Here is a 23,358-nt window from a genome sequence, read left to right as displayed (position 1 = left end):
GGCGCGGCGGCGGAGTGCCCGGCACCGCGCCCGGCCGTCACAGGAAGGCGTCGCGGGCCGTCGGGCGGCCCAGGTACCAGAGCGGGGCGGTCTCCGGCACCGCCAGCGGCCGGAAGCCCAGACGGTCGTAGAACGCCCTGGCCCCGGTGTTCGCCTGCACCATGCTCAGGTGCACCGCCGGAACGCCCGCCGCATGGAGCGCGTCGAGCAGCGTCCGCATCAGCGCACGCCCCCAGCCGCGTCCCTGCCAGGCGGGCAGCAGGTCGATGTGCAGATGGGCGGGATGACCGGCGAGTTCGGGGCGGACCATGCGCTCCGGGCGGTGCAGCAGCAGGACGATCTCGTCGGACGGGGTCCGGGGCTCCCCCACGGGCAGCGGGAAGCGCGCGCCCGCGGACGGCAGCCACTCGGCACGGAACCTCTCGGCGAAGCGCGCGGTGTCCGGCGCCCCCACCACGTACCCGACGGCGGTGCCCGTGCCGTCGTCCAGCACGAAGGCGAAGTCCGGCTCCAGTTCGGCGTACGGGTGGGCGAAGACCGAGGGCATGAGCTCCCGGTCCGGGTAGTGGGCCGCGGAGTCCCCGCCCTCGTGGGCGGTGGCGACGCAGACGGCGGCGAACGCCTCCCGGTCCACGGGCCGGTAGCGGCGAATGTGCGGGGTGCCCGCGGAGGGCGCGGCTGCGGAGTGCCTCATGGCCCCGATGATCGCCGTTCCGGGAGCGCTCCCACAAGAGCCGCACCGCGCCCGGCCGGCCGCCTTCGGATGGCGCTCCGCCCCTCGGGCGGCGCGCTATCCGGCGGTGTCGGCGTGGCGGAGTTCGGCGAGGAGTTCGGTCTGGCCCGCCAGGAGCTCGGTGAGGATCCGGCGGGCTGCGCGCAGCAGTTCGGCGACGTCGCCGCCCGCGAGTGCGTAGCTCACGGTGGAGCCGTCGCGGATGGAGACCACGATGCCGGACCGGCGCAGCACCGCGAGCTGCTGGGAGAGGTTGGAGGGTTCGATCTCGATCTCGCACAGCAGTTCCCGTACGGGTACGGGGCCGTTCTGGAGCAGTTCCAGGACCCGGATGCGCACGGGGTGCCCGAGCATGCGGAAGAACTCCGCCTTGGCCTGGTACAGCGGTACCTGCATGCGACGACGCTCCTGCCGTGTCCGGGTCGCTGGTGGGGGATGGCAGCCCGGTCCGCCGGGTGCCCGTTGGCCGACGCCATGATCCTGCCGCTTCCGGCTCCGCGCCCACCCACAACTGACCGATTTCGGATGTGCCGAGTTGAAGACTTGTGCAACTCGTGGGCATGCGGAGCCGGTTCGCGGCCGTGCTACAGCTCCAGATCCGCCTCGATGCGCTTGAGCTGGTGCCGGGCCATGGCGAGGTTGGACCTCCCCTTGTCCAGGACGATGTAGAGGAACAGACCGTTGCCGCCCTTGCCTCTGAGCAGCCGGATGAGGTGGTACTGGTTGCCGAGGGTGATCAGCACGTCCTCGATCTCCTCCTTCAGCCCCAGCATCTCCATCGCCCGGAGCTTCGCCCGGATCACATCGGTGTTGCCGGCCGCGGCGACCGTGAGGTCCAGGTCCTTCCCGCCGCCCAGCGTGCCGAGGGCCATGCCGCTCGTGTAGTCGACCAGCGCGACGCCCACGCTGCCGTCGATCGAGGTCATCGCCTCTTTCAGAGACGTCTCGACGTTCACCATCGGTGCTCACTCCCTCAACTCGCGGATGCCGGACCGGGGGTGACCGGCCGGCCGGCCTGTGATCAGGACGCTACTGACGCCCCGGACCGGCGGATGCCGGATGCGCGGAACCGTCCGAAAACCGCCTCCGGCGGCTCCGGATCACGCCGCGCGGCCCGCCGGACGGGCCGCGCGCGGGCGGTGTGAAGGCGGACGGTGGGCGGACGGGCGGTGTACGGGCGGACGGAGGGGCCGACGGTGGGCGGGCCGGGGCGGCCGCCCCCGCACTGCCGAGTTCTGCGCGCCGCGCGCACCGGCGGGACGATGGACGGATGGCAACGGAGACCTCTTCGGCGGACCCGCCGCCGCGCCCCGGTGACGAGGGGCGGTACGGCGAGCGCGTCTTCCGCCCCGGGGACACCGGCGAGGCGGACCGCATCGACCACGGCGCCCTGGCCTACGACGCGACCACGCTGTCCCGGCTGCGACAGCTCGGCGCGGGGCCCGGGTGGCGATGCCTCGACGTCGGCGCGGGCACCGGCAGCGTGGCGCGCCGGCTGCTCCGGGAGGCCGGAGTGGCGGAGGTGGTGGCCGTCGACCGGGACACCCGGTTCCTGGCCGAGGACCCTCCGGAGGGACTCACGCCGCTGGAGGCCGACGTCCTCGCCGACGGCTTCGACCCGGGCCGCTTCGACCTGGTGCACGCCCGGTTCGTGCTCATGCACCTGCCCGACCCGGCACGGATGACCGCACGGCTGGCCGGCCTGCTCGCGCCCGGGGGCGTCCTCGTCGTCGGCGACGCGGTCGACCTCACGACGGCCGCCGCGCCCCGCGCTCCCGTGCCGGACGCCCTGCGCGCGATGTGGCAGGGGCTGCACGACACCATCGGCACCGACGTCTCGTGGGTGCCCGGCCTCCCCCGGCTGCTGGCCGATGCCGGCCTGCGCTCCGTCGCCGCCGAGATCCATGTGCCGCCGCTGGTTCCCGGCAGCCCGATCAGCCGGTTCTGGGCGCAGACCTGGGAACGGTCGCGTCAGGCCATGGTCGCCACGGGCCTGGTGGACGACGCGGGCGTCGACGAGGCGGTCCGCAGCCTGGAGTCACCCGGATTCGCGGGCTTCTCCCCCGGGCTGCTCACGGCCTGGGGACGGGCGCCGGGCGACAGGGCGTGACCTGCGGGGCACCGGCCCGCACGCAGTGACCCGCGAACGCCGGCCCGGCCGTACCGGCGCTGTCCCGGGCAGACCGCTCGCCGGCGCGAACGCCGCGCTGCCCTGGCCGGACGAGCCGCACCTGGTGCTCCGGCAGGCCGCGACGGTCCCGCGCGCACACCGCGGCGACGGCCGTGTCGCGGCGCTGGTGGCGGCCGGACTGGACCCGGTCGCGTCGCTGGTGTCCTTCGCGGCCGTCGGCGCCGCCCCGGTGGCGACGGCCGCGAGCCGGGGCCGGAGCGATGACGCGTGGGGCGCGGCAGCGGAACCGCCCGTCCGGCACGGACTGCCGGACGGATGCGGCACGGCGGCGGAGAGCGGCCGTGCGCGGCGGGCGCGGATCGAGCGGCGCACCGACGCCTCGGCCGCCGCCCCCTGGGCCGCGCTCGGCAGGGACGCCGCGAACCGGCCGGCCGGACTTCTCGGCGACGTCCGGGTCGCGGTGCCGGGAACCGGCCTGCTGCCCGCCACCAGCATCCTGGGCGTGGGCAGGGTGTCAGCACTCCGCCGGCCCCGCGGGGCGGGCTCACACCCAGGGCGGCGGACCGTCCGGGATCAGGACGTGGACGTCGAAGAGGATCGCCGCCCCGGCCCCGATCGCGGGACCGCCGGTCCGCGCCATCCAGGTGAGGAACGGCCGCGCCTCGAACGCGCGGTCACCGAGCCCGCGCGTGTACGCGGCATGGGCCTCGAGCGAGGCGATACCCGCTTCCAGCGGCGGGCCCGAGACGTCGACTCCGTGGGTGGGCCGGGCCGCTCCGGCGAAGCACACCAGCCGGACGCCGCCCCAGGGTTCGAGGCCCTCGTCCGCGAGTTCCGGGAAGATCCAGCGGTTGCCCGCGTCACGGGCGGCGTCCAGCGCGGCAAGTCCGACCACGCGGTGGTCCGCCTGGTTGGTCATACCGCCGACCATGCGGACGCCGAAGTCGCCGGAGACCATGATCTGCGGACGGTGGCGGCGGACGGCACGCACGATGTCCCGGCGCAGGCCGACCCCGCCCTCGACCACTCCGTCGGTGTGGTCGAGGAACTCGACCACCTCCACGCCCACCGCCCGCGCCCCGGCCCGCTCCTCCTCCTCACGCAGCGGACCGGCGCGTTCCGGGGGGATGCCGTCGATGCCGGCCTCGCCGCGGGTGGCGAGGAGGTACGTGACCGTCCTGCCCTGCCCGGTCCAGCGGGCGACGGCGCAGGCCGTGCCGTACTCGATGTCGTCTGGGTGCGCCGCGACGGCCAGGCAGCGCTGCCAGTCCTCGGGCAGCGCGGGGAGAAGTCCGTGCCGGGCCGCTTCGGCGTCGGTGCCGGAAGCGCTCATGGCTCCATGATGGTCCCGCCGTCGCCCCCGGGCAGCCCGGGGCGGCGGGCCCGCGGCGCAGGCCCCGAGAGGGCTCCCGGCCGAGACTCCCCGGAGGGCTCCCACCGGGCGCCGGGGCGGGCGTCCCAGCGGAACGGACGGGTGCCGCGGCGGAACGGGAAAATATTTTTGCAGAGTCTGCACTTTTGCATATCATCCAGCTCGTGACGGAGAAGAGTGCCGCGGGCAACGGACTGCGGGAGCGCAAGAAGCGGGCCACCCGTGCGGCGCTCGTCGAGGCGGCCCTGCGGCTCGCGGCGGAGCACGGCGCGGAGAACGTCACCGTGGAGACCGTCAGCGAAGCGGCGGGCGTCTCGCCGCGGACGTTCTTCAACTACTTCGACACCCGCGACGACGTCTTCGTCATGATCGACGCCGAGTCGAGCGCCCGCGTCCGGCGCGCCGTGCGCGAGGCCCCCGCAGCGCTGACGCCGCTGGAGGCGCTGCGCGACGCGCTGGCGGCCGAGCTGGCCGGGATCGAGGAACAGCACGACCTCTGGGCGCTGCGCGCCGAGGTGCTGCACCGGTCTCCGCATCTGCTGGCCCGCAGCCTGGGCGCGCATATGGCCGACGAGCTGGAACTGGCCGACGCCCTGGCCCGGCGCATGGGGCACAGCGGACCCGCCGGGCCCGAGGAGCCCTCCGGGGCCGCGGGTACGGCCGGTGCCCGCGGCGCCGGGCACGCGCGGCCGCCGGGGCGGGAGGCGGCGCCCGGTCCCTGCCGGACGCCGGAGGACGCCGGGCCGGGAGCCGGACTGCATCCGCGGCTGCTGGCCGCCGTGGGCGGCACGGCCGTCCGCGTGGCCGTGGAGCACTGGTGCGCCCGCCGCGACCGGACCGCCTTCTCCGACGTGTTCCGCCGGACGTTCGACCTGATCGGCGCCGGACTCACCGAGCCGCGGGGGGCGGCCGCCGACTGAACCCGCCGCCAAAGCGCCCGCCGGTCCCGATCCCGGGACCGGCGGGCGTCCGCGCGGCTCCCGGCGCGATGGTTGCCGCAGGCATTCAGCCGCGCCCGGACACCACCAGACCGACAGCCATCACCGATCGAGAGAGATGTCGTGACCGCAACACCGGCGCCCGCAGAGGCGCCACCCACGTCCATGACCGAACGCCAGATACTCCAGGCCATGTCGGGCCTGATGGCCGGCATGTTCGTCGCCATCCTGGCCGGCACGGTGGTGGCCAACGCGCTGCCCCGGATCATCGCCGACCTGCAGGCCAGCCAGTCCGCCTACACCTGGGTCGTCGTCTCCGAACTGCTCGCCATGACGGCCACCGTGCCGCTCTGGGGCAAGCTCTCGGACCTCTACAACAAGAAGCTGCTGCTCCAGCTCTCGCTCGCGATGTTCGTCGTCGGCTCCCTGCTGGCCGGCTTCTCGCAGGGTGTCGGCCTGCTGATCTTCAGCCGTGTGGTCCAGGGCATCGGCGCGGGCGGTCTGACCGCTCTGGCGCAGGTCGTCATGGCCGCCGTCATCCCGCCGCGGCAGCTCGGCAAGTACGCGGGCATCTTCGGCGCCGTCTTCGCCGTGGGCACCGTGGCCGGACCGCTGATCGGCGGCGTCATGGTGGACACGTCCTGGCTCGGCTGGCGCTGGTGCTTCTTCATCGGCGTGCCGTTCGCCCTGCTGGCGATCGTGCTCCTGCAGCGCACGCTGAAGCTCCCCACCGTGCGCCGCCGCGAGGCGAAGATCGACTACCTGGGCGCCTTCCTGCTGGTCGCTGGTGTCTGCGCGCTGCTCATCTGGGTGTCGCTGGCCGGCAACAGCTTCGACTGGGCCTCGTGGCAGACGGCCGCCCTCACCGGCGGCGGTGTGCTGCTGCTGGTCGCCGCGGTGTTCGTGGAGGCGCGGGTGCCGGAACCGGTCATCCCGCTCACCATCTTCCGCAACCGCACGGTCACCCTCACCACCGTGGCGAGCCTGCTCGTCGGCGTGGCCATGTTCGGCGGCACGGTCTTCCTGTCGCAGTACTTCCAGGTCTCCCTCGGCAAGTCCCCCACGGTCGCGGGTCTGATGAGCCTGCCGATGATCCTGGGTCTGCTCGTCTCCTCCACGGTGGCCGGGCAGGTCATCAGCAGGACCGGCCGGTGGAAGGTGTACCTCGTCGCGGGCGCGGTGATCATGGCCGCCGGGCTCGCCCTGCTCTCCACGATCGGCGCCGACACCGGATTCGGGCTGCTCAGCCTCTACATGGCCGTCCTCGGCATCGGCGTCGGCCTGCTGATGCAGAACCTGGTGCTGGCCGCGCAGAACGACGTGCCGGCCGCGGAGCTGGGCGCCGCGACCTCCGTGCTCTCGTTCTTCCGCAGCATGGGCGGCACCGTCGGCACCAGCGTGCTGGGCGCGATCCTGGCCAACAAGGTCGCCGGCGAGATGACCAAGGGCTTCGAGGAGAACGGGATCCCGACCGCGGGCGGCGGGGCCGCCGGCCACGGCAGCGTCCCCGACATGACGACCCTGCCGGAGCCGGTGCGCGGCATCGTCGAGCACGCCTACGGCGTGGCCACAGCGGAGCTGTTCCTCATCGCGACGCCGTTCGCGCTGCTGGCGCTGGTCGCGGTGGTCTTCATCAAGGAGAAGCCGCTGAAGACGACCAGCGGCATGGAGCGTCTCGCGGAGGAGGAGGCCGCCGCCGCGGGCGCGTCGGAGCAGGACCCGGCCGGCCCCGCGCCGCGCGCCGCCGAGCCGGGCTCCGGTGAGGCCGAGGCCGCCCGGATCGGCTGAGGCCGGACGCCGGCGCGGGCGCCGGGTGCCTCCTGGGTAGCGGGGGGCACCCGGCGCCGCCGGTCCGGGCCCGTGCGCCGGTGCCGTTCGCGGGCGCACGTCACCGGCGCCCCGAGCAGGACCGGAGGTCGCGCCCGGGCCGTCGCCCCGGCTCCCCCGGGACCCACGGCGGGACGTGCGCAGGTCCGGCGGCCGCCGCCCGCACCCGCCGGAGGGGCCGGCAAGGCCGGCAGCGGCCGCCCGCACCCGCCGGAGCCCTCGGCGGGGCGGAGTCCCCGGCGAGGCCCGGCAAACCGGTGGCGGCCGCCCGACTCGCCGGAGCCCTCGGCGGTCCCGGCGGGCCGGCGGCCACGGCTCGTGCCGGTGCTACTCGGCCATCTCGTACGCCCCCGACAGGGCCTCCACCCTCGCCCACACACGTGCCGAGCGGCTCTCGTCGACGACCGGGCGGCGGACGGCGCCCAGCGCCCAGGTCTGCTGGGCCGCGGTGGCGGAGTCCTTGCCGTGCAGTTCGACGGCGTACGCCGAGAAGTCGCGGACCAGGACGGCGAACAGCTCGTCGAGCACGTCCTCGTCGGTGCCCGTGGCACTCGCCTGCTCCAGGACGAGCTGGCCGTGGACGACGAGGGCGAACAGCTGGCCCACGGCGAGCAGCAGGTCGAGGTCACGGCTCTGCGCCTCGTCCGGCGCGGCGGTGCGGACGAACTCGCACAGCGCGTCCGCCTGCTCCCGGAAGCGGGCGACGTTCGGCAGGTGCTGGTGGGCGTCGAAGGCCGGCCGCCAGTCGTGGAACCGTACGGATCCCAGGCCGCGGGCGGGTCCCTGGCGGAAGAGGAAGTCGTCGTCCGCGGCGTCGTGGCGGGTGGGCACGGGAGGGAACTCCGCCGGGTCCAGCAGGTGGTTGCGCAGGAACTTCAGGATGAGCGCCAGGTTGACGTGGACGGTGCCCTCCAGCTTGGGCAGGCCACGGATCTCGACGGCGGCCTGGCCGAAGTAGGTGTCCTTCTCGAAGCCCTTGGCCGCGATGACGTCCCACAGGAGGTCGACGACCTTCTCGCCCTCGGTGGTGACCTTCATCTTCGTCATCGGGTTGAAGAGGAGGTAGCGCCGGTCGTCGGGCCCGGCGGTGCGGAAGTAGTCGACGGCGCGGTCGCTGAAGAGCTTCATCCCGGCGAGGCGCGCATAGGCGTCGGTCAGTTCGCGCCGCACGTGCGGGAAGGCGGTCACGGGGCGGCCGTAGAGGATGCGGTTGTGGGCGTGGGTGACCGCTTCGTACATGGCGTGCTCGCAGATGCCGATGGACGCGGTGCAGAGGTTGAACTTGCCGACGTTGACGGTGTTGAGCGCCGCGTCGAAGGCGGCCCGGCCGGTGTGCAGCACGTCCCCGGGAGCGACCGGGTAGTCCTCCAGGCGGAACTCGCTGACGTACTTGGAGGAGTCGACGACGTTCTTGACCAGGTGGTAGGCGGTGTGGCGGCTGTCCGCGGCGAAGAAGACGTAGCCGTCGGGCCCCTCGACGTCGGTGCGGCGGCCGAAGACCGACACCAGGCCGGCCTTGTTGCCGTTGCCGATGTAGTACTTGGCGCCGTTGGCCCGGAAGCCGCCGTGGCCGTCGGGCTCCAGGAGCATGTCGGTCGAGTAGATGTCGGCGCCGTGGGCCTTCTCCGACAGGCCGAAGGCGAACACCTCGCCCTGGTCGAGCAGTGCGGCGGCGCGGGCGCGGGCGTCGGCGTTGCCGCTCTGCCAGACCGGTCCGAGGCCGAGCACGGTGACCTGCCACGCGTACCAGTAGTCGAGGCCGTAGAAGCCGAGGATCTCGTTGAGGGCCGCGATCCTCGCGGTGTCCCAGCGCTTGTCCGGGCTGCCGGCCGCTTCGGCGGCGGGGGTCAGGAAGGTCGCGAAGAGTCCTTCGCGGGCCGCGAAGCCGAGGAAGTCGCCGAGCCACGCGCGGGTGCGGTAGTCCTCGATCAGGCGCCGCTTGCCCCGGCTCTCGAACCAGTCGACCGTCGCGCGCAGCAGCCTGCGGGTCTCGGGGTCGAAGTGCGCCGGGTCGTAGGTGCGGGGGTTGAACAGCAGGGAGTCGCTCATGGGTGCGGCGCCTTCCGGAGGGTGTCGGTCGTGGTCGTGGTCGTGTGAAGCGGGGGAGGTACGAGGAGGCCGTGACGGGCCGGTGGGGGCGGGGCCGGGCGGCAGCGGGCGCTCAGCCGCGGGGGCGGGCGAGCCGGCCCAGGGTGTCCAGCACGTCGTCCAGCCAGGCGGCCATCATCCGTTCGTAGGCGATCCCGCCCCGCAGCACGGCGTGCTGGAGCTCCCGGCCGGGGTCCGCCGAGGGCGCCTGCGCGCCGTCGTCACCCGCGCTGCCGGACGGAAAGTCGCGGGCCTGGCCGGCCAGATAGTGCGCGAGCCGGTCCTCGTGCATCCGGCGGTGGCGCGCGACCTCGTCGGCGAGCCCGGCGAGTCCGGCAGGGCCGTCGAAGGCGGCGCCGCGGATCTTGACGGCGATCTCGTGGCGCACGCTCTCCGGTTCGATCGGCTCGTGCAGCCAGTCGGCCAGGGCCGACCGGCCGGACGCCGAGACCGAGTACTCCTTCTTGTCCGGACGCCCCTGCTGCGCCACGTCGAGCACGTCCACCCAGCCGTTCGCGGTCATCCGCCCGAGGACGCGGTAGATCTGCTGGTGCGTGGCGTTCCAGAAGTAGCCGATGGAGCGGTCGAACCGCCGGGCCAGCTCATAGCCGGAACCCGGCTTCTCCAGCAGGGAGACGAGGATCGCGTGCTCGAGCGCCATGCCGCGATCCTTCTATGCAACTCGTTGCATAGACAAGCCCGGCCGGGGGCCTGAGACACGGCTCACACGCGGACGCCCCGCCACGGCGGCCGGGACACGGGGTGTGCCGGGCGTGGCGGGGCGTCGGGACGGGCGGTCGCCGGGACGGGGGTACGCGGTGATGCGGCCGATCGGCCGGTCAGGAGGCGAGGGCGGTGCGGGCCGGCTCCGGGTCGCTCCCCGGGGCGGCGTCCGGACCGCCCTCCGGGTCGCCCGGCGGATCGGAGAGCTGGTCGCGGACGTAGTTCCACACCACCGCGATCAGTGCGGCCGCCGGCACGGCGAGCAGGCTGCCGACGATGCCCGCCAGGCTGCCGCCCAGGGTCACGGCCAGCAGGACGACGGCCGCGTGCAGACCGAGGCCGCGGCTCTGGATCATGGGCTGGAAGACGTTGCCCTCCAGCTGCTGCACCACCACGATGATCGCGAGCACGATCAGCGCGTCCGTGACCCCGTTGGACACCAGCGCGATCAGCACGGCGACGAAGCCCGCGAACAGGGCGCCGATGATCGGCACGAAGGCGCAGAGGAAGGTGAGCACGGCCAGCGGGAAGACCAGCGGCACGTCCAGGACCCAGAGGCCGATGCCGATGAGGACCGCGTCCAGCAGGCCGACCGCCGCCTGCGAGCGGACGAACGCTCCGAGCGTGTCCCAGCCGCGCTCCGCAACGGTGGGGACGTCGACCGCGAGGCGGCCGGGGAGCTGGCGGGCGAGCCACGGCAGGAACCGGGGGCCGTCCTTCAGGAAGAAGAACATGAGGAAGAGGGCGAGGACGGCGGTCACCACGCCGTCGACCACGGTGCCCACGCCGGTGGCGAGGGTGCTGAAGATGCTGCCCACGCTGTCCTGGAGGCGGGCGGTCGCGGAGTCGAGCGCGCTGGTGATCTGGTCGTCCCCGATGTTCAGCGGCGGTCCGGCCGCCCATTCGCGCACCCGCTCGATGCCTTCGACGACCCCGTCGGTGAGTTCGCCGGACTGCGAGGCCACCGGGACGGCGATCAGGGCCACGGCGCCCGCGGTGACCGCGAGGAACAGCAGGGTCACCACGGAGGCCGCCAGGGCGGACGGCCAGCCGTGCCGCCGGAGGAAGCGCGCGAAGGGCCAGGTCAAGGTGGTGAGGAGGAGGCCGACGACGAGGGGCCAGACGACCGACCACATACGGCCGAGAAGCCACAGCGCCACCGCCGTGCCCACGAGGACCAGCAGCAGATCCATCGATATACGTGCCGACGCGCGGAGCGCGGCGCGGGTCCTCGCAGGACTCATTGAGGCAGACATGCGATCACCCTATGCGGCCCGGGGCACGGCTCCTCGCCACCTCCCGCCCGGGCCCGCGGCTCACGTCAGCCGCGCAGCACGTGCCCGACGGCCCCTGGTCCGGCGGCACTTGCCGCGCCGGCCCGCCTGCCGGGCGCCCTGCCCCCGCCCCCGCGGCCGACGGGGGCGGGGGCGGGGCGGTCCCGGCCGGAAGCCGGAGCCGTGCGCCGCCACACCACGAACACGGTCACGGCCGGTCGGTGAGCTCCCGGGTGGCGTAGACGGTGAGCGCGTCGCGGACGAACGCCGCGCAGCCCTCGGCGCGGCGGTCGTAGTGCGCGCCGAATCGCGGATCCGACACGTACAGTTCGCCGAGCCCGATCACGTACGAGCGGGTGACCCGGACCGGGCCCGAGAGCCAGTCGCAGTGGCGCCGGGCGATGTCCTGCACCTCGTCGTCACCGGCCGCGTGCCCGGCGGAGAAGGCCGCGGCGAAGTCGGCCGCGATGGCCTCCTGCCGTTCCTTGAAGCGGCGCTTCTCCTCGTCGGTGAGCGAGCGCCACCACCGGTCGCCGCTCGCATAGGCGTCCCGGCCCCAGCGTTCGGTGACCTCCTGCTCGTACCGTGTGTGGTCGAAGCCGTCCAGTACGTCCTCGGGCATGAGCCGTTCTCCTCGTGTCGTCTTCTCCAGAGTGGTCCGCACCGCGGCGATCTGCCGTCCGATGCGTTCGCGTTCCTGCTCCAGCAGTTCCAGATGTGTCCGCAGCGCCTCGGCGGTCTCCTGCTCCCCCGCGAGGACGTCCGCGATCGCCGGCAGCGACAGGCCGAGCCGGCGCAGCAGCAGGATGCGCTGGAGGCGCACGAGTTCGTCCTGCCCGTAGTACCGGTAGCCGTTGGCGCCGACGCGGCTCGGTGCGAGCAGCCCGAGCTCCCCGTAGTGGCGCAGCGTCCTGCTCGTGGTGCCCGCGCGGCGTGCGATGTCCTGGATCGACCACTCCATGACCGCAACGGTAGAAGTTGACGTTGCGTAAAGGTCAAACGTCCGCCGTTGCGGGGCCGCCGGGCCGGGCGCCGCGGGGCGGGCCGCCGGATTCACCGTCTCGGCACGGCATGGGCGCAAGGTGTCCACCCGACGATGTCATGCGCGTGACATTCTCCCGAGTTCGAACACCAGTGAGCCCGGCCGTGTGCGCACCCCGCCCCGGCCGGGAGGCTCCGAACAGGAGAGGACGCCCCCCACACATGTCCGCTCATCGCCCGTCCCACCGCCGCCGCCGCGGGGCGACCGTGATCCTCGCCGCGACCGCCGTCGCCGTGCCGTCGGCCGCCGTGGCGACCCAGCAGGCCCCCTCCCCCACCGGCACCGCCCGGCAGACCGCCGGGCCCCTCGACGACACCTACTACCAGGACGCCCTCGGCAAGTCGGGCGCCGACCTTAAGGCGGCCCTGCACACCATCGTCAGCGAGCAGACCAAGCTCTCCTACGACGAGGTGTGGGACGCGCTCAAGACCACGGACGAGGACCCGGCCGACCCGTCCAGCGTCGTCCTGCTCTACACGGGCCGCTCGCAGTCGAAGTCCGACAACGGCGGCGGGGCCGACCAGTGGAACCGCGAGCACGTGTGGGCCAAGTCCCACGGCGACTTCGGCACCTCCACCGGCCCCGGGACGGACATCCACCACCTGCGGCCCACGGACGTGTCCGTCAACTCCACCCGCGGCAGCAAGGACTTCGACGAGGGCGGCGGCGAGGTCGGCGAGGCGCCCGGCAACTACACCGACGAGGACTCCTTCGAGCCTCGCGACGCCGTCAAGGGCGACGTCGCCCGCATGATCCTCTACATGGCCGTGCGCTACGACGGCGACGACGGCTTCGCCGACCTCGAACCCAACGACCAGGTGGGCAACGGGTCCGCCCCGGCGATCGGCCGGATCTCGGTCCTCAAGCAGTGGAACACCGAGGACCCGCCGGACGCGCAGGAGCAGAAGCGCAACGAGGCGATATTCGGCATACAGAAGAACCGCAACCCGTTCATCGACCACCCGGAGTGGGTCGACTCCATCTGGTAGCGGGACCGTAGCGTGCCGCCCGTTCCCCAAGAGGGACGGGCGGCGCGCCGTTCCGCCCCGCCCGGCGCCGCCGGACGAGAGGAGCGTCCGCCCCCGGCGCGTACCGGTGCCGCGGCGACAGGAACGCCCGGATGCCGACAATGGGAGTACGGCGGCGGGGGCGTGTCCCGGGGCGGGGCCGCGGAGAGGAGCGCCTATGTCCCGGCGGCCGTCGTCCCCCGATGCGGTCCGGGCCGCGCGCGCCGCGGTGCGGGTCACGGTCGCCGCGAGCGCCGGGTTCTATCCCGCGGTGTACGTGCTGGACGAGCCGACCGTCGCGCTCTACGCCCTCTTCGCACCGGTCTCGCTCGGCATCCTGTCCCGGATCCCCGGATCGGGCCGGGACCGCGCCGTCGTGGTGCTGCGGGTGCTGCCGGTCGCCGCGGCCCTCACCGCGCTCGGCACCGCGCTGGCCGTCGCCACCCTGCCCGCCGTCGCCGGCATGCTGCTCGTCGGCTTCGCGCTCTCCTTCGGGGCGGTGTGCGGCCCGGCGGCCGCCGGGGTGGCCCCCGGACTGCTGCTCTTCTACATCCTGGCCTGCTTCCCGCCGTACACCCCCGAGGCCCTGCCGCAACGCCTGGCGGGTCTGGTGGCGGGATGCCTGCTGCTGGCGCTCTGCGAGTGGCTGCTGCTGCCCGAGCCCGCCGACGTCCCCTACCGGGAGCGGCTCGCCCGGGCACTGGACGCGGCCGCACGGGCGGCGCGCGCCTCGTCGGCCGGCGGCCCCCCGGACCCGGCGCGTGCCGGGGACCTGCGTGCCGCCGGGCAGGCGCTGCGGCTCTCACGCCTGCCTCCCGCGGTACGGCCCACCGGCGCCGGGCGCACCCCGCGGGCCCTGGCGCATGCGGGGGCGGCGACCCGGCGGCTGCTGGACCAGCTGGCCCGGTCCGCCGAGCGGGCCTCTCCCCCTCCGGGCCGCGACCCGGTCTCGGCGACGCTGGTCTGCGGCATCGCCGCGGAGTGCGCCCTGATGGCCCGGAACCTGCGCGGCGCCCGGCCCGTGGCCGGAGCCGGGTTGCTGGAGGAGATGGTGGAGGACTTCCTCCGCGCCCGGGTACGGCCGCCGGACGGCCGGTCGCCCGTGTCCGCGGAGGTACGGCGGCGGCAGTCGGCGGTCCTCGCCCAGGCCGCGTCGGCCGTCACCGCGCGGGCCGCCCTGTCCATCGGCATCGGCGGGCGGCGCGCCGTTCCCGGACTGCCCGCCCAGCAGCTCTGGTACGCCGCTCCCTCGTCGGCGAACCTGTTGCTGCGGCGCGTGAACGGCAATCTCACGCTGCGCTCGGTCGCCTTCCAGAACGCGCTGCGCACGGCCCTCGGACTGGGGGCCGCACGGCTGGTGGCCGGTTCGCTCGACCTGTCCCACGGGTTCTGGGTGCTGCTCGCCGTGCTCACCCTCGGGCGGACGACCGCGGGGGCGACCTGGTCCGCCGTCCGTTCCGCCGCGGCGGGCACGCTCGCGGGCGCGCTCGCGGCCGGCGCGCTGGTGCTGTGGGCGGGCGGGACCACCGACGTGTACGCGGCGCTGCTGGCGCCGGTCATGCTGCTGGCCTTCGCCGTGGGGCCGCCTGCGGGACTCGCCTGGGCCCAGGGCCTGTTCACCCTGGTGGTCTCGACGGCGTTCGCCCAGCTCGCCCCGGTGACCTGGCGGATCGGCGAGGCACGGGTGGTGGACGTGCTGACCGGTTGCTGCATCGGACTGCTCTGCGGGGTGCTGGCGTGGCCGGCCGGGGCGGCCACGGAGGTGCGGCGGGGCATGGCCGGGATGCTGCGGGAGGCGGCGTCGCTGGTGCCCGCGACGGTGACGGCGGCGCTGGCGCCCGCACAGGCGGGAGCGGGCGGGGCGGAGTCGCCCGAGGCGGGCGGCAGGGCGGGCCCGGACACGCTGCACCGGCTGCGGCTGGCCGAGGCGGCCTACGCGCAGTACCGCAGCGAGCCCGGGGGCGGGCACCGGGACGGCGGCCCGGACTGGCCGGCGGCGGTCAACTGCGCGGTGCACATCCTGGTGGGTGCCCACTGGCTGCCCCGGAACGCGGCCCGGGACACGGCGGACGGCGGCGTCCCGGCCGCCGTGGGCGCGTGGGCGCACGGCGCGGCGAACGCGACCGCGGCCGCGGTCGTCGAGGCGGCCGGCTTCCCGCCGGGCGGTGTGCGCGCCGCCCCGGCCCGCCTCCCGGCGGACCTGGAGCGCGCGGTTCCGGCGAGGGAGCTCCCGCTCCTGCTCGACGTGGAGCAGTGGCTGGGGGCGGTGTCGGCGGAACTCACGGCGCTCGGCGGGGACGGCCCCGCCCCTGCGGCGGCGCACCACGGGGGGCGTACTCCGGCGGATCGGCCCGGGCACTGAGGCGCGGCAGGGCGTGTCCGTACCGCCCGCTCGGCGAACGGGCGGTACGGAGAGTCGGCAGGCCGCGGCAGACGGCCAGGCCAGGCACAGGAGGGGCAGAGACCGCGGTAGGTGATGTGCACCTCGTCCGCGGCGAACCCGAAGCGCTCGGCCGTCGGGATTACGGCCAGCGCGTCCACGGCGGGGTAGGAGACCGAGGTTGTGGACGACCCCGGCGCCGAGGCCGGCTCCGGCGCGCGTGGCGCGAGGAGACCCCGCAGGGCGGGCAGGAACTGGCGGGGCATCAGGCTCCCCCGACATGTGGGATGACGCGGCAGGCCGGGGGCGGGGCCGGGACCTTGCGCTTCGCGTGCTGGGACTGATCGCCGCCGATCAGGTGGGTGTTCCCGATCTCCGCGGCGTAGTGGTTGCCGCCTACCTCGTCGCCGGGTCGGCGGCAGCCCTTCCAGTACACCTCGAAGGCGCCGACGCGCTGCCCTTCGGCGGCCCTGAAGCTGCCGCGGAAGTCTGCGATGCTCGCGATCCGCGGGGTGACCTCGACCTCTGCGCGACCCACACGTGCGACAGATCCTTCGCGTCGGATTCGGCTTCCGGGGACGGTTCGGGTGCCGCGGGCTGCGGGGTGGCCTCCGGCACGGGAGCGGGCTCCGCGGGCGGGTCAGGCCGCGACGACGGTCCTGATCTGGTCGCGGAGGTCTGCTGCCTCTGGCGAGGTGGCGTAGGGCGCGGCTTCGTCGTGGAGTTCGCCGAGCCGGTCGCCGACGCGTTTGCTTCCGATGGTGCCGAAGAGGGTGAGTGCTGTCTGGGTTTCTTCTCGGGCTCCGGTGACTTCTCCGATGGTGAGGTGGGTGCGGGCGAGACCGAGGTGGTCGAATGCCTTGCTTCTCACGCGGTGGTCGGGGCGGAGTGCGAGTGCGCGTCCGACGAGTTGCAGGGATTGCTCGGCGCGGCGGGTACGGCTGGGGCCGTTGTCGTTCTTGGCGGCGATCTGGTGGGCGATGCCGATCGTGGCGCACAGCTCTGCCTCGTCGAAGAAGGCCATGTGCGCGGGTTCCTGGCTGGGGTCGACGGCGGTGAAGAGTTCTTCGGCGGTTCCTGCGGCGCGTTCGCTTTCGTCGACCTGGCCGAGGATGGCGTGGAAGCGGGCTTCGAGTGCTGCGAGCATCGATCGGGTGGCCGGGGTGGCTTGGCGGCGGGCGCCGTACTGGGCGAGGGAGACGAGGTCCAGGGCTTCGTCGTAGTGCCTGAGGTGGGACATCTGGCGGGCCATGCACTGGAGGATGTGGGCGCCGAGGGCTTTGTCGCCGGCTTCGCTCGCGGCGTGGAGCGCGGCGATGAAGATGCGCTGGGCCTGTTTGTGCATGCCGGCGTCGAAGGTCATCCACCCGGCGACGGAGCCGAGGTCGGCGACGGCGGAGAACAGCGCACAGCCGGTGGCTGTGTCGTAGGAGGCGGTGCTCAGCAGGGCGTTGGCGTCGGCCATCTGGGCGATGACGGCTTTGCGGGAGAGGATCCCGCCGTGGCGGTTGTCGGCGTCGCGGAACATGTCGGTGATGGCGCGGATGCCCTCGATGTCGCTGGCGCCGAGGCGGCCGCCGCCCCGGGCGACGAGGGCCGACGGGGTGGCGGTGGCCCAGTGCTGCAGCGGAGTGAGGAGGTCCTGGCCGGCGTGGACTTCGTGGGCGTCGTCGCTGTGACGGCTGTGAGGGACCATCATCTCGCTCCGGGTGATGTGGGCGATGGCGGTAATGGTGGCCCCGGGCTGCCAGGGGAGGTTCGGGCCGGCGGCGACGGGGACGGTGCGGTCGGGTAAGCCGATGTCGGCGCAGGTGACGGGTAGTCCGGTGCGCTCGGCGATGTGGTCGGCGATGAGCTGAGGGACGGGATGTCGGGGGGTCTCGCCGTTCCTCCAGGCCCGTACGCGGCCTTCGCTGGGGTTGATGCCCCGCTCTCCGCCGGCCTGTGCACGGCTGGTGACGGCTCGGGCGAGGGCGGCGTTGGACAGGCCGGCCCGCTCCATCCAGTGGTTCAGCAGCGCGTTGGGCTCTTTCGCGGTACGGGGTCCAGCTGACATCCGTGCCTCCAATGCCGTCCAACCTCGCAGCCTAGAAGAGGGCTGCGGGCGGAGGTAGGGCGCCGGGCGATTCGGCGGTATTCGGCGGGGGAGGGCGACGGTTGGGCGGCGGGCTGTCCCGCTTCAAGCGGCGGCGATCGGCGGGTGCCCTGGGACGGCTGCCGGGTGGTGGTCTTGGTCATGCCAAGGCGACGCCGCCGCGGCGAATCGTCCGACTCACTCACGGAGGTACGACCATGCGTTCCACCCTCAACGCCACCGAGCCCGTCGAGACCGGCAAGACCGTCGAGACCGGCGCCCCGGTCATCGCGCTGCCGCAGACCTTCTCCGTCGAGGGCGCCACGCTCGGCCGCAAGCCGAACAACGACGGCGACAACTCCGGCGCCATGTGGTTCGAGTGACCTGCGGCGCCATGTGAATTCCCGGGGGGTCGGCCGTGCGCCGGCCCCCGGGTCCGTTCTGCCACACGAAGGGGAGGCTCATGGGAGAGGAATGGATGACGGGCGGCGCGTCGTCGCCGCGGTGGAGCGCGGGGCAGTCCGCCGCGGGGCTGCCGGGCGTGCAGATGGGACAGGGGTGCCGGTCGCAGGTGCTCGTTGCCGGTCAGGTCCGCGTCGCGGTCGTGGGTGACTTCCTTCTGGTGCCGGGACAGGACCGGGCTCTGCTGCAGGCCGCGGCCGCCGCCCGGTGGGTGGAGTTGACCCGGCTGCCCGGCTCGTACTGGGTGATCGCGCAGACCGGCACACACACCTTCGTCTGCGGAGACCTGTCCGGCTTCCGCAGCATCTTCCACACCGTGCAGGGGACGCAGACCATGTGGTCCACGAGCGCCCGCCGGCTTGCGCAGCAGGCCGACGCGGCGCCGGACCTGGCGATGATGGCCGCGCGGCTCGTCGCCGGCCCGGAGCACTGGCCGGACCGGACCGTGTACGAGGGCGTCAGGGCAGTACCCCCGGGGTTCGGACTGCTGCTGACCGGCTCCAAGACCGACCTGGTCGACGTTCACGCGATCGATCCCACCGCCACGCTCGCCGAGGGCGCCCCAGCCTTCGGGGACGCTCTGCAGACGGCGGTCCGCTGGAGGATGCTCGCAGCGGGCGGGGTCGCCGGCGCGGACCTGTCCGGCGGGCTGGACTCCTCCACCCTGGCGATCCTCGCGGCCCGTGACGGCCGCATCCGGGCCGTCACCTACGCGGACGGATACACCAGCCACGAGGACCTGCTGTACGCCCGCCGGGTGGCCGCGCACATCGGCGTGGACCTGCAGGTGGGCATGGGCGGCACGGAGCATCTGCCGTTCGGCTGGTCGGCGCGCCAGCCGCTGACGGACCAGCCCGCCGCGGTGAGCCTGACCACGGCACAGCACGCGCTCTACCTCCGTCCGGCCGGCAAACTCCCGCTGCACTTCACCGGGAACGGCGGCGACGTCGTCCTCGATTCGTGCAGCGCGGCGTGGGTCGGCATGGTGCAGACCGGCGACCGCAGGGCTGCCCGCCGCCAGGTGACGGGGTGGGCACGCGCCCGTAACCGCTCGCCGCGCGACCTGTGGCGCACGGTCGTCCGGACGGCGGAGAGCACGCACGCCGAGGCGCTGCGGGACGCTGCGCGGCGTCTCGCCCGTGCCGACATCGACAGCCGCCGCCCGGGCGTGTGGTCCTGGTGCCACGTGGGCCGGTCCGGGACCTGGCTCACCGCACAAGGCCGGGACCGCGTGGCCGCGCTGCTGCTCGAGGCAGCAGGGACCACGGACGCGGAAGCCCGCGCGGACCTGGTGGAGCAGCGTTTCTCCCTGCGCCTGATCGCAGCGGACGCGCGGGACACCGTGCCGCTCACTGCCGCGTGGAACGTCCGGCAGGTCCACCCCTTCCTCGACAACCAGGTCGTCCGCGCCGCCTACGCCATCGCCCCTGCCGAACGGCACGGCATCACCACGTTCAAGCCGCTGCTCGCCGCCGCGGTTCCGGACCTGCCGGCGTGGCTGACGGGGCGCACGTCGAAGGGCAGCTTCACCCGGCAGCTCACCGCCGGCATGCTTCACCACCGGCCCGCGCTCGCTGCTGCGATCCGCAGCAGCGCCCTGGTGAGCTGCGGTCTGCTCGACCCGCAGCCCGCGCTCGACGCCCTTGCCGGCATCGACGGCACCCAGGCCGGATCGCTCTACGACCTTCAGCGGCTGGTGATGGCGTGCCAGTGGCTCGGCGCCGTCGAGCACCGGCACCAGGGGGCGGCATGCTGACAATCCCGGCACACGTGCACTGGGGCCGCTGCTCCGGCTCCGTGGCCGTGCTGAACCTGCGCACCGGTCAGTGGCAGATGTTCTCCGGCGTGGGCGCCCACATCTGGGACGTCATCGCTCTGCGCGGCAGCACGGCGGGGCTCGCCGAGGAAATCGCCGCACCCGCAGATGTGCCCACGACCCGGGCCTCCGTCGGCACCTACGTCACCACCCTGATCGAACTCGGGCTGCTCACCGAGGCCGTCGGGCAGCCCCGGAAGAAACGGTGGTGGCAGCGATGACGCAGATGATCCACGCCCCTGCGCAACCGCCCCGGCGACTGCGGCTGTTCGCGGCATGCGCCATGCTCCTGGCGCTCTCCATCAGGCTGCTGCCGTCTGCGTGGCGGATGAGGACCCGACTCGTCTTTGCACGGTCGGTCCGCCGGCTGCCGGCTGCCGGGCTACCGCTCGTCGAGGACATGTACCAGGCCGTCGTCGCATGTCAGCCCCTCTGGTGGCGCGGGCAGATCGACTGCAAGGACCGCTCCTTCGCCACCGTGGCCGCCATCGCCCTCACGGGCCGCCGGTGTCACCTGGTCCTGGGAGCCCGCACCCTGCCCGCTGCCTTCCACGCGTGGGTGGTCACCGCACAGGGCGAACACGTCGGCAACGCAGAAGCCGGCGGTGCGGACCACCCCTGGACCCCGATCTACACCACCCGGTAGGCCGCCGGGGGCTGGGGGACGAGCCTCCCCTCCAGCCCCCGGGCCTCACTCGAACGAGTGAAGCCCGGTCAATGCAGAGTTGACCGCAAAGGGGTGTGAGCTGCACCGACATGCGGCGCACCGTCATATTGCGGTTGATCGCACCGGCTCGGCTGCCCGCCAATGGCCGGGTGACTACGACCACCGCGGCGGCTTCCGGCACCGAGCAGACCCCCGCCGCCGCTCCCACGACCCTCCCAGCCCCCGGGGCGCCGCCCGTCATGCGCCTGCAGGAAGACGGCCACGGCAGCGACAAGCCCCCGATCAGCACCCGCACGATCGCCGCACAACTGCCCACCACCCTGGTCCGCGCCGGACGGCTGAGCTGGCAGGCCGACCGCCGAACCACCATCGCTCTCGCCGCGACCGCTGTCCTGAGCGCCGTCCTCACCGCGATCGCCCTGCGCTACACCGCCACCGCCCTGGCTGCCCTCCTCGCTGCCGGCACCGCGACCCAGCGCCTGGACCAGGCCTTCCCGGCCCTGCTGATCGTCACCGCCACCGTCTGCGGGAGCTACCTCGCCGACGCTGCGGCCCGCTTCTGTGCCAACCGGCTCGCACCGCAGGTCAACCGAGAAGCCGACCTCGCCGTCATCACCGCCTCCACGGCCGCCGAGCTCTCCGCGTTCGAGGACTCCACCTTCGAGGACAGCCGCTTCCACGCCACCCAGGGCGCGGAGAAGATGCCCGAGCTGATCAGCGGCGCCCAGAGCCTGGTCTCCGCAGCCGCACAACTCCTCGCGGCCGTCGTCGTCGTCGCCACGCTCCACGTCGCCCTGCTGCCACTCCTGCTGCTGGCCGTCTTCCCCCGCATCTGGGGTGCGGTGCGCGCCGCCCGACTCGACCACGAAGCCGCGCACCGCAACGGCGCCGACACCCGCCTGCGCGGCGTCCTGGCGCAGTACACCACCGACCGCGGCACCGCAGCGGAACTGCGCGCGGCGACGATGGGCGCGTTCCTGCTCGACCAGTACCGGATCATCTCCGGCCGCTTGGAGCGCGAGCAGATCACCGCCACCCGCCGCGCGGCCTTCACCCAGGGCGCCGGCGACCTGATGGCCGCCCTGGCCGTGGCCGCGGTGTGGGCAGGCATCCTCCACCTCACGCTTACCGGCCGCATGGACGTCGCAACGGCCGCCACCACCGTGCTCGTCGTCCGCACCGCGAACGCCTCCCTGACCGGAAGCGTCCGCGCCTCCGCGCGGCTGTTCGCCACCAGCCTGTACGTGGCGGACTGGGCCCGCTTCCTCGACAGCGCCGACGCGTGGGCCATGCGCCGCGGCGGTAAGGCGGCGACCGCGGGCGGCCCGCAGGTCATCGAGGCCCGCGGCGCGGAGTTCACCTACCCGGGCAAGGAGACGCCGGCCGTTCGCGGCGTCGACCTCGAGATCAACCGAGGTGAGGTGATTGCGCTCGTCGGCGAAAACGGCAGCGGCAAGACGACCCTGGCCAAGCTGCTGACCGGTCTGTATCTGCCGACCGACGGCACCGTCACCTGGGACGGCGAGCACCTGGTCGACCTGGACCCCGCCTCGGTCTGGGGCGCAACCGGCATGGTGGCGCAGGACTTCGTCCGCTGGCCGCTCGCCGCGCGCGAGAACATCACCCTGGGACAACCTCGCCCCGACGGCGACCGGGCCGTCCACGCGGCGGCCGAACTCGCCGGCGCCGACACAGTCCTGGCGAAGCTCCCGAACGGGCTCGACACCTCGCTCGCGCGCTCCTGGTGGGGCGGGCACGACCTGTCCGGAGGAGAATGGCAGCGGGTCGCCATCGCCCGCGGATTCCACCGCGACGCGCCCGTGCTCATCCTCGACGAACCAACAGCTGCCCTCGACGCCCGCGCCGAACACCAGGTCTTCAGCCGACTCAGGGCGCTCTCCGCAGGCCGCGCCGCGCTGTTCATCACGCACCGGCTCGCCAACGCCCGTGTCGCCGACAAGGTCGTGGTCATGCGCGACGGCGCCGTCGTGGAGACCGGCACGTACGAAGAACTGCTCCGGTCCGGCGGCCTCTTCGCTGAGCTGCACCAGCTCCAGGAGGGCAAGGACTGAGCAGCCCGGCGGGCACCCGACACCTCATAACAGGTGACGGCTGACGCTCTCCTCGCCGTCGTCGTGCTTCGCCGCGTCCCAGACGGCAGCCAGGACGGTCTCCTCGTAGTCGTCGCCCTGGCGGCGAACGGGCGGTACGGACAGTCGGCAGGTCGCGGCAGACGGCCGCGGTCAGGCGCAGGAGGGGCAGAGGCCGCGGTAGGTGATCTGCACCTCGTCCACCGTGAAGCCGAAGCGCTCGGCCGCCGGGAGGCCGGCCAGTCCGGCCAGCGCGTCGCCGGCGGGGTGGACGTCGCGGATGATGCCGCAGCCGGAGCAGACCAGGTGCTGGTGCGGACGGTGGGCGTTGGGGTCGTAGCGCTTGGCCCGGCCGTCGGTGGAGACCTCCACCACCTCACCGAGCAGGACCAGTTCGCCCAGGGTGTTGTAGACGGTCGCCCGGGAGATCTCCGGGAGCCGCAGAGCCGCGCGGGCGTGCACCTCGTCCGCCGTGAGGTGCACGTGGTCGCCGTCGAGGACTTCGGCCACGACACGCCGCTGCGAGGTCACACGCCAGCCGCGTGCCCGCAGCCGCTCCAGCAGGTCACTCATCTCGGTTCACCCTTTCCGGCGCCATGGGACACCCGGCATTCACCGGGAGATGTCCGAAACCCGATGGGATATGAAACGCATGGGCTTCTTGACCTGGACTGAGTCCATCGTAGGATCGGTTCCGGTAATAGCCAAGGGAGGCGGAGCCACCGGCGTGGCGG

General features: G+C 73.7%; 21 protein-coding genes and 1 pseudogene. 11 read left to right on the top strand and 11 right to left on the bottom strand.

Annotation, left to right across the window (positions count from 1 at the left end; translation table 11 throughout):
• Positions 1-37: 37 nt before the first annotated feature.
• From IAG43_RS32145 to IAG43_RS32135, 3 genes are all read right to left on the bottom strand, one after another.
• A complete protein-coding gene (locus IAG43_RS32145; RefSeq protein WP_187744143.1) occupies positions 38-694 on the bottom strand; it encodes a GNAT family N-acetyltransferase in 657 nt (218 codons plus the stop codon).
• A 96-nt stretch (positions 695-790) separates the two neighbouring features.
• A complete protein-coding gene (locus IAG43_RS32140) occupies positions 791-1,129 on the bottom strand; it encodes an ArsR/SmtB family transcription factor (protein ID WP_187744142.1) in 339 nt (112 codons plus the stop codon).
• Positions 1,130-1,317: 188 nt separating this feature from the next.
• Positions 1,318-1,692, bottom strand: coding sequence for a hypothetical protein (locus IAG43_RS32135; protein ID WP_187744141.1), 375 nt, complete (start codon positions 1,690-1,692; stop codon positions 1,318-1,320).
• A 311-nt stretch (positions 1,693-2,003) separates the two neighbouring features.
• Between IAG43_RS32135 and IAG43_RS32130 the strand changes: the two genes are divergently transcribed.
• Both IAG43_RS32130 and IAG43_RS35265 read left to right on the top strand, forming a co-directional pair.
• Entirely contained in the window at positions 2,004-2,843 is an 840-nt protein-coding gene (locus IAG43_RS32130) for a class I SAM-dependent methyltransferase (protein ID WP_187744140.1), read from the top strand.
• 25 nt (positions 2,844-2,868) lie between these two features.
• Positions 2,869-3,336: pseudogene (locus tag IAG43_RS35265) on the top strand (SCO6745 family protein); the annotation flags it as partial.
• A 72-nt stretch (positions 3,337-3,408) separates the two neighbouring features.
• Here the strand turns inward: IAG43_RS35265 and IAG43_RS32125 are convergent.
• Positions 3,409-4,197, bottom strand: a complete 789-nt coding sequence (locus IAG43_RS32125; RefSeq protein WP_187744139.1) for a PIG-L deacetylase family protein — start codon at positions 4,195-4,197, stop codon at positions 3,409-3,411.
• Positions 4,198-4,391: 194 nt separating this feature from the next.
• Here IAG43_RS32125 and IAG43_RS32120 point away from each other — a divergent pair, with 194 nt between their 5' ends.
• Entirely contained in the window at positions 4,392-5,156 is a 765-nt protein-coding gene (locus IAG43_RS32120; protein WP_187744775.1) for a TetR/AcrR family transcriptional regulator, read from the top strand.
• A 183-nt stretch (positions 5,157-5,339) separates the two neighbouring features.
• Positions 5,340-6,962, top strand: a complete 1,623-nt coding sequence (locus tag IAG43_RS32115; protein WP_187744138.1) for an MDR family MFS transporter — start codon at positions 5,340-5,342, stop codon at positions 6,960-6,962.
• A gap of 366 nt (positions 6,963-7,328) precedes the next feature.
• Here IAG43_RS32115 and IAG43_RS32110 read toward each other — a convergent pair whose 3' ends face one another.
• From IAG43_RS32110 to IAG43_RS32095, 4 genes are all read right to left on the bottom strand, one after another.
• Positions 7,329-9,050: an acyl-CoA dehydrogenase family protein gene (locus IAG43_RS32110; protein ID WP_187744137.1), complete on the bottom strand. Its 1,722-nt coding sequence runs from the start codon at positions 9,048-9,050 to the stop codon at positions 7,329-7,331.
• 112 nt (positions 9,051-9,162) lie between these two features.
• Complete coding sequence (locus IAG43_RS32105; protein ID WP_187744136.1) at positions 9,163-9,750, bottom strand: PadR family transcriptional regulator; 588 nt, start codon at positions 9,748-9,750, stop codon at positions 9,163-9,165.
• 178 nt (positions 9,751-9,928) lie between these two features.
• Positions 9,929-11,068: an AI-2E family transporter gene (locus IAG43_RS32100; RefSeq protein WP_187744135.1), complete on the bottom strand. Its 1,140-nt coding sequence runs from the start codon at positions 11,066-11,068 to the stop codon at positions 9,929-9,931.
• A 226-nt stretch (positions 11,069-11,294) separates the two neighbouring features.
• Positions 11,295-12,047 carry a MerR family transcriptional regulator gene (locus IAG43_RS32095; protein ID WP_187744134.1) on the bottom strand — a complete coding sequence of 251 codons (753 nt, stop codon included), beginning with the start codon at positions 12,045-12,047 and terminating at the stop codon, positions 11,295-11,297.
• Between the two features lie 242 nt (positions 12,048-12,289).
• Here IAG43_RS32095 and IAG43_RS32090 point away from each other — a divergent pair, with 242 nt between their 5' ends.
• Positions 12,290-13,117: an endonuclease I family protein gene (locus tag IAG43_RS32090; RefSeq protein ID WP_187744133.1), complete on the top strand. Its 828-nt coding sequence runs from the start codon at positions 12,290-12,292 to the stop codon at positions 13,115-13,117.
• A 196-nt stretch (positions 13,118-13,313) separates the two neighbouring features.
• On the top strand, positions 13,314-15,497 hold the full coding sequence (locus IAG43_RS32085; RefSeq protein WP_187744132.1) for an FUSC family protein: 2,184 nt from the start codon (positions 13,314-13,316) through the stop codon (positions 15,495-15,497).
• 283 nt (positions 15,498-15,780) lie between these two features.
• On the opposite strand, the gene IAG43_RS32080 is transcribed toward IAG43_RS32085, so the two are convergent.
• Positions 15,781-16,053, bottom strand: a complete 273-nt coding sequence (locus IAG43_RS32080; RefSeq protein WP_187744131.1) for a hypothetical protein — start codon at positions 16,051-16,053, stop codon at positions 15,781-15,783.
• A 102-nt stretch (positions 16,054-16,155) separates the two neighbouring features.
• On the bottom strand, positions 16,156-17,571 hold the full coding sequence (locus tag IAG43_RS32075) for an NsdA family TPR-like regulatory protein (RefSeq protein ID WP_187744130.1): 1,416 nt from the start codon (positions 17,569-17,571) through the stop codon (positions 16,156-16,158).
• A gap of 236 nt (positions 17,572-17,807) precedes the next feature.
• On the opposite strand from IAG43_RS32075, the gene IAG43_RS32070 reads away from it, so the two are divergent.
• From IAG43_RS32070 to IAG43_RS32050, 5 genes are all read left to right on the top strand, one after another.
• Positions 17,808-17,972: a hypothetical protein gene (locus IAG43_RS32070; protein ID WP_187744129.1), complete on the top strand. Its 165-nt coding sequence runs from the start codon at positions 17,808-17,810 to the stop codon at positions 17,970-17,972.
• A gap of 80 nt (positions 17,973-18,052) precedes the next feature.
• On the top strand, positions 18,053-19,807 hold the full coding sequence (locus tag IAG43_RS32065; protein ID WP_187744128.1) for an asparagine synthase-related protein: 1,755 nt from the start codon (positions 18,053-18,055) through the stop codon (positions 19,805-19,807).
• The gene (locus IAG43_RS32060) at positions 19,801-20,088 is read left to right on the top strand and encodes a PqqD family protein (RefSeq protein ID WP_187744127.1); all 288 of its coding nucleotides are present in this window, start codon (positions 19,801-19,803) and stop codon (positions 20,086-20,088) included. Before IAG43_RS32065 ends, IAG43_RS32060 begins: the two co-directional genes overlap by 7 nt.
• Positions 20,085-20,513 (top strand): lasso peptide biosynthesis B2 protein, encoded by a 429-nt coding sequence (locus tag IAG43_RS32055; RefSeq protein ID WP_187744126.1) that lies wholly within the window; start codon positions 20,085-20,087, stop codon positions 20,511-20,513. Before IAG43_RS32060 ends, IAG43_RS32055 begins: the two co-directional genes overlap by 4 nt.
• 260 nt (positions 20,514-20,773) lie before the next feature.
• Entirely contained in the window at positions 20,774-22,606 is a 1,833-nt protein-coding gene (locus IAG43_RS32050; RefSeq protein WP_187744125.1) for an ABC transporter ATP-binding protein, read from the top strand.
• 171 nt (positions 22,607-22,777) lie between these two features.
• On the opposite strand, the gene IAG43_RS32045 is transcribed toward IAG43_RS32050, so the two are convergent.
• Positions 22,778-23,197 carry a Fur family transcriptional regulator gene (locus IAG43_RS32045; protein ID WP_187744124.1) on the bottom strand — a complete coding sequence of 140 codons (420 nt, stop codon included), beginning with the start codon at positions 23,195-23,197 and terminating at the stop codon, positions 22,778-22,780.
• Positions 23,198-23,358 lie beyond the last annotated feature (161 nt).

Origin of the sequence: Streptomyces genisteinicus, assembly GCF_014489615.1 — a bacterium.
GTDB lineage: Bacteria > Actinomycetota > Actinomycetes > Streptomycetales > Streptomycetaceae > Streptomyces > Streptomyces genisteinicus.
Note: the sequence above shows the minus strand (reverse complement) of the source record. Positions and strands in the feature narration are given on the sequence as shown.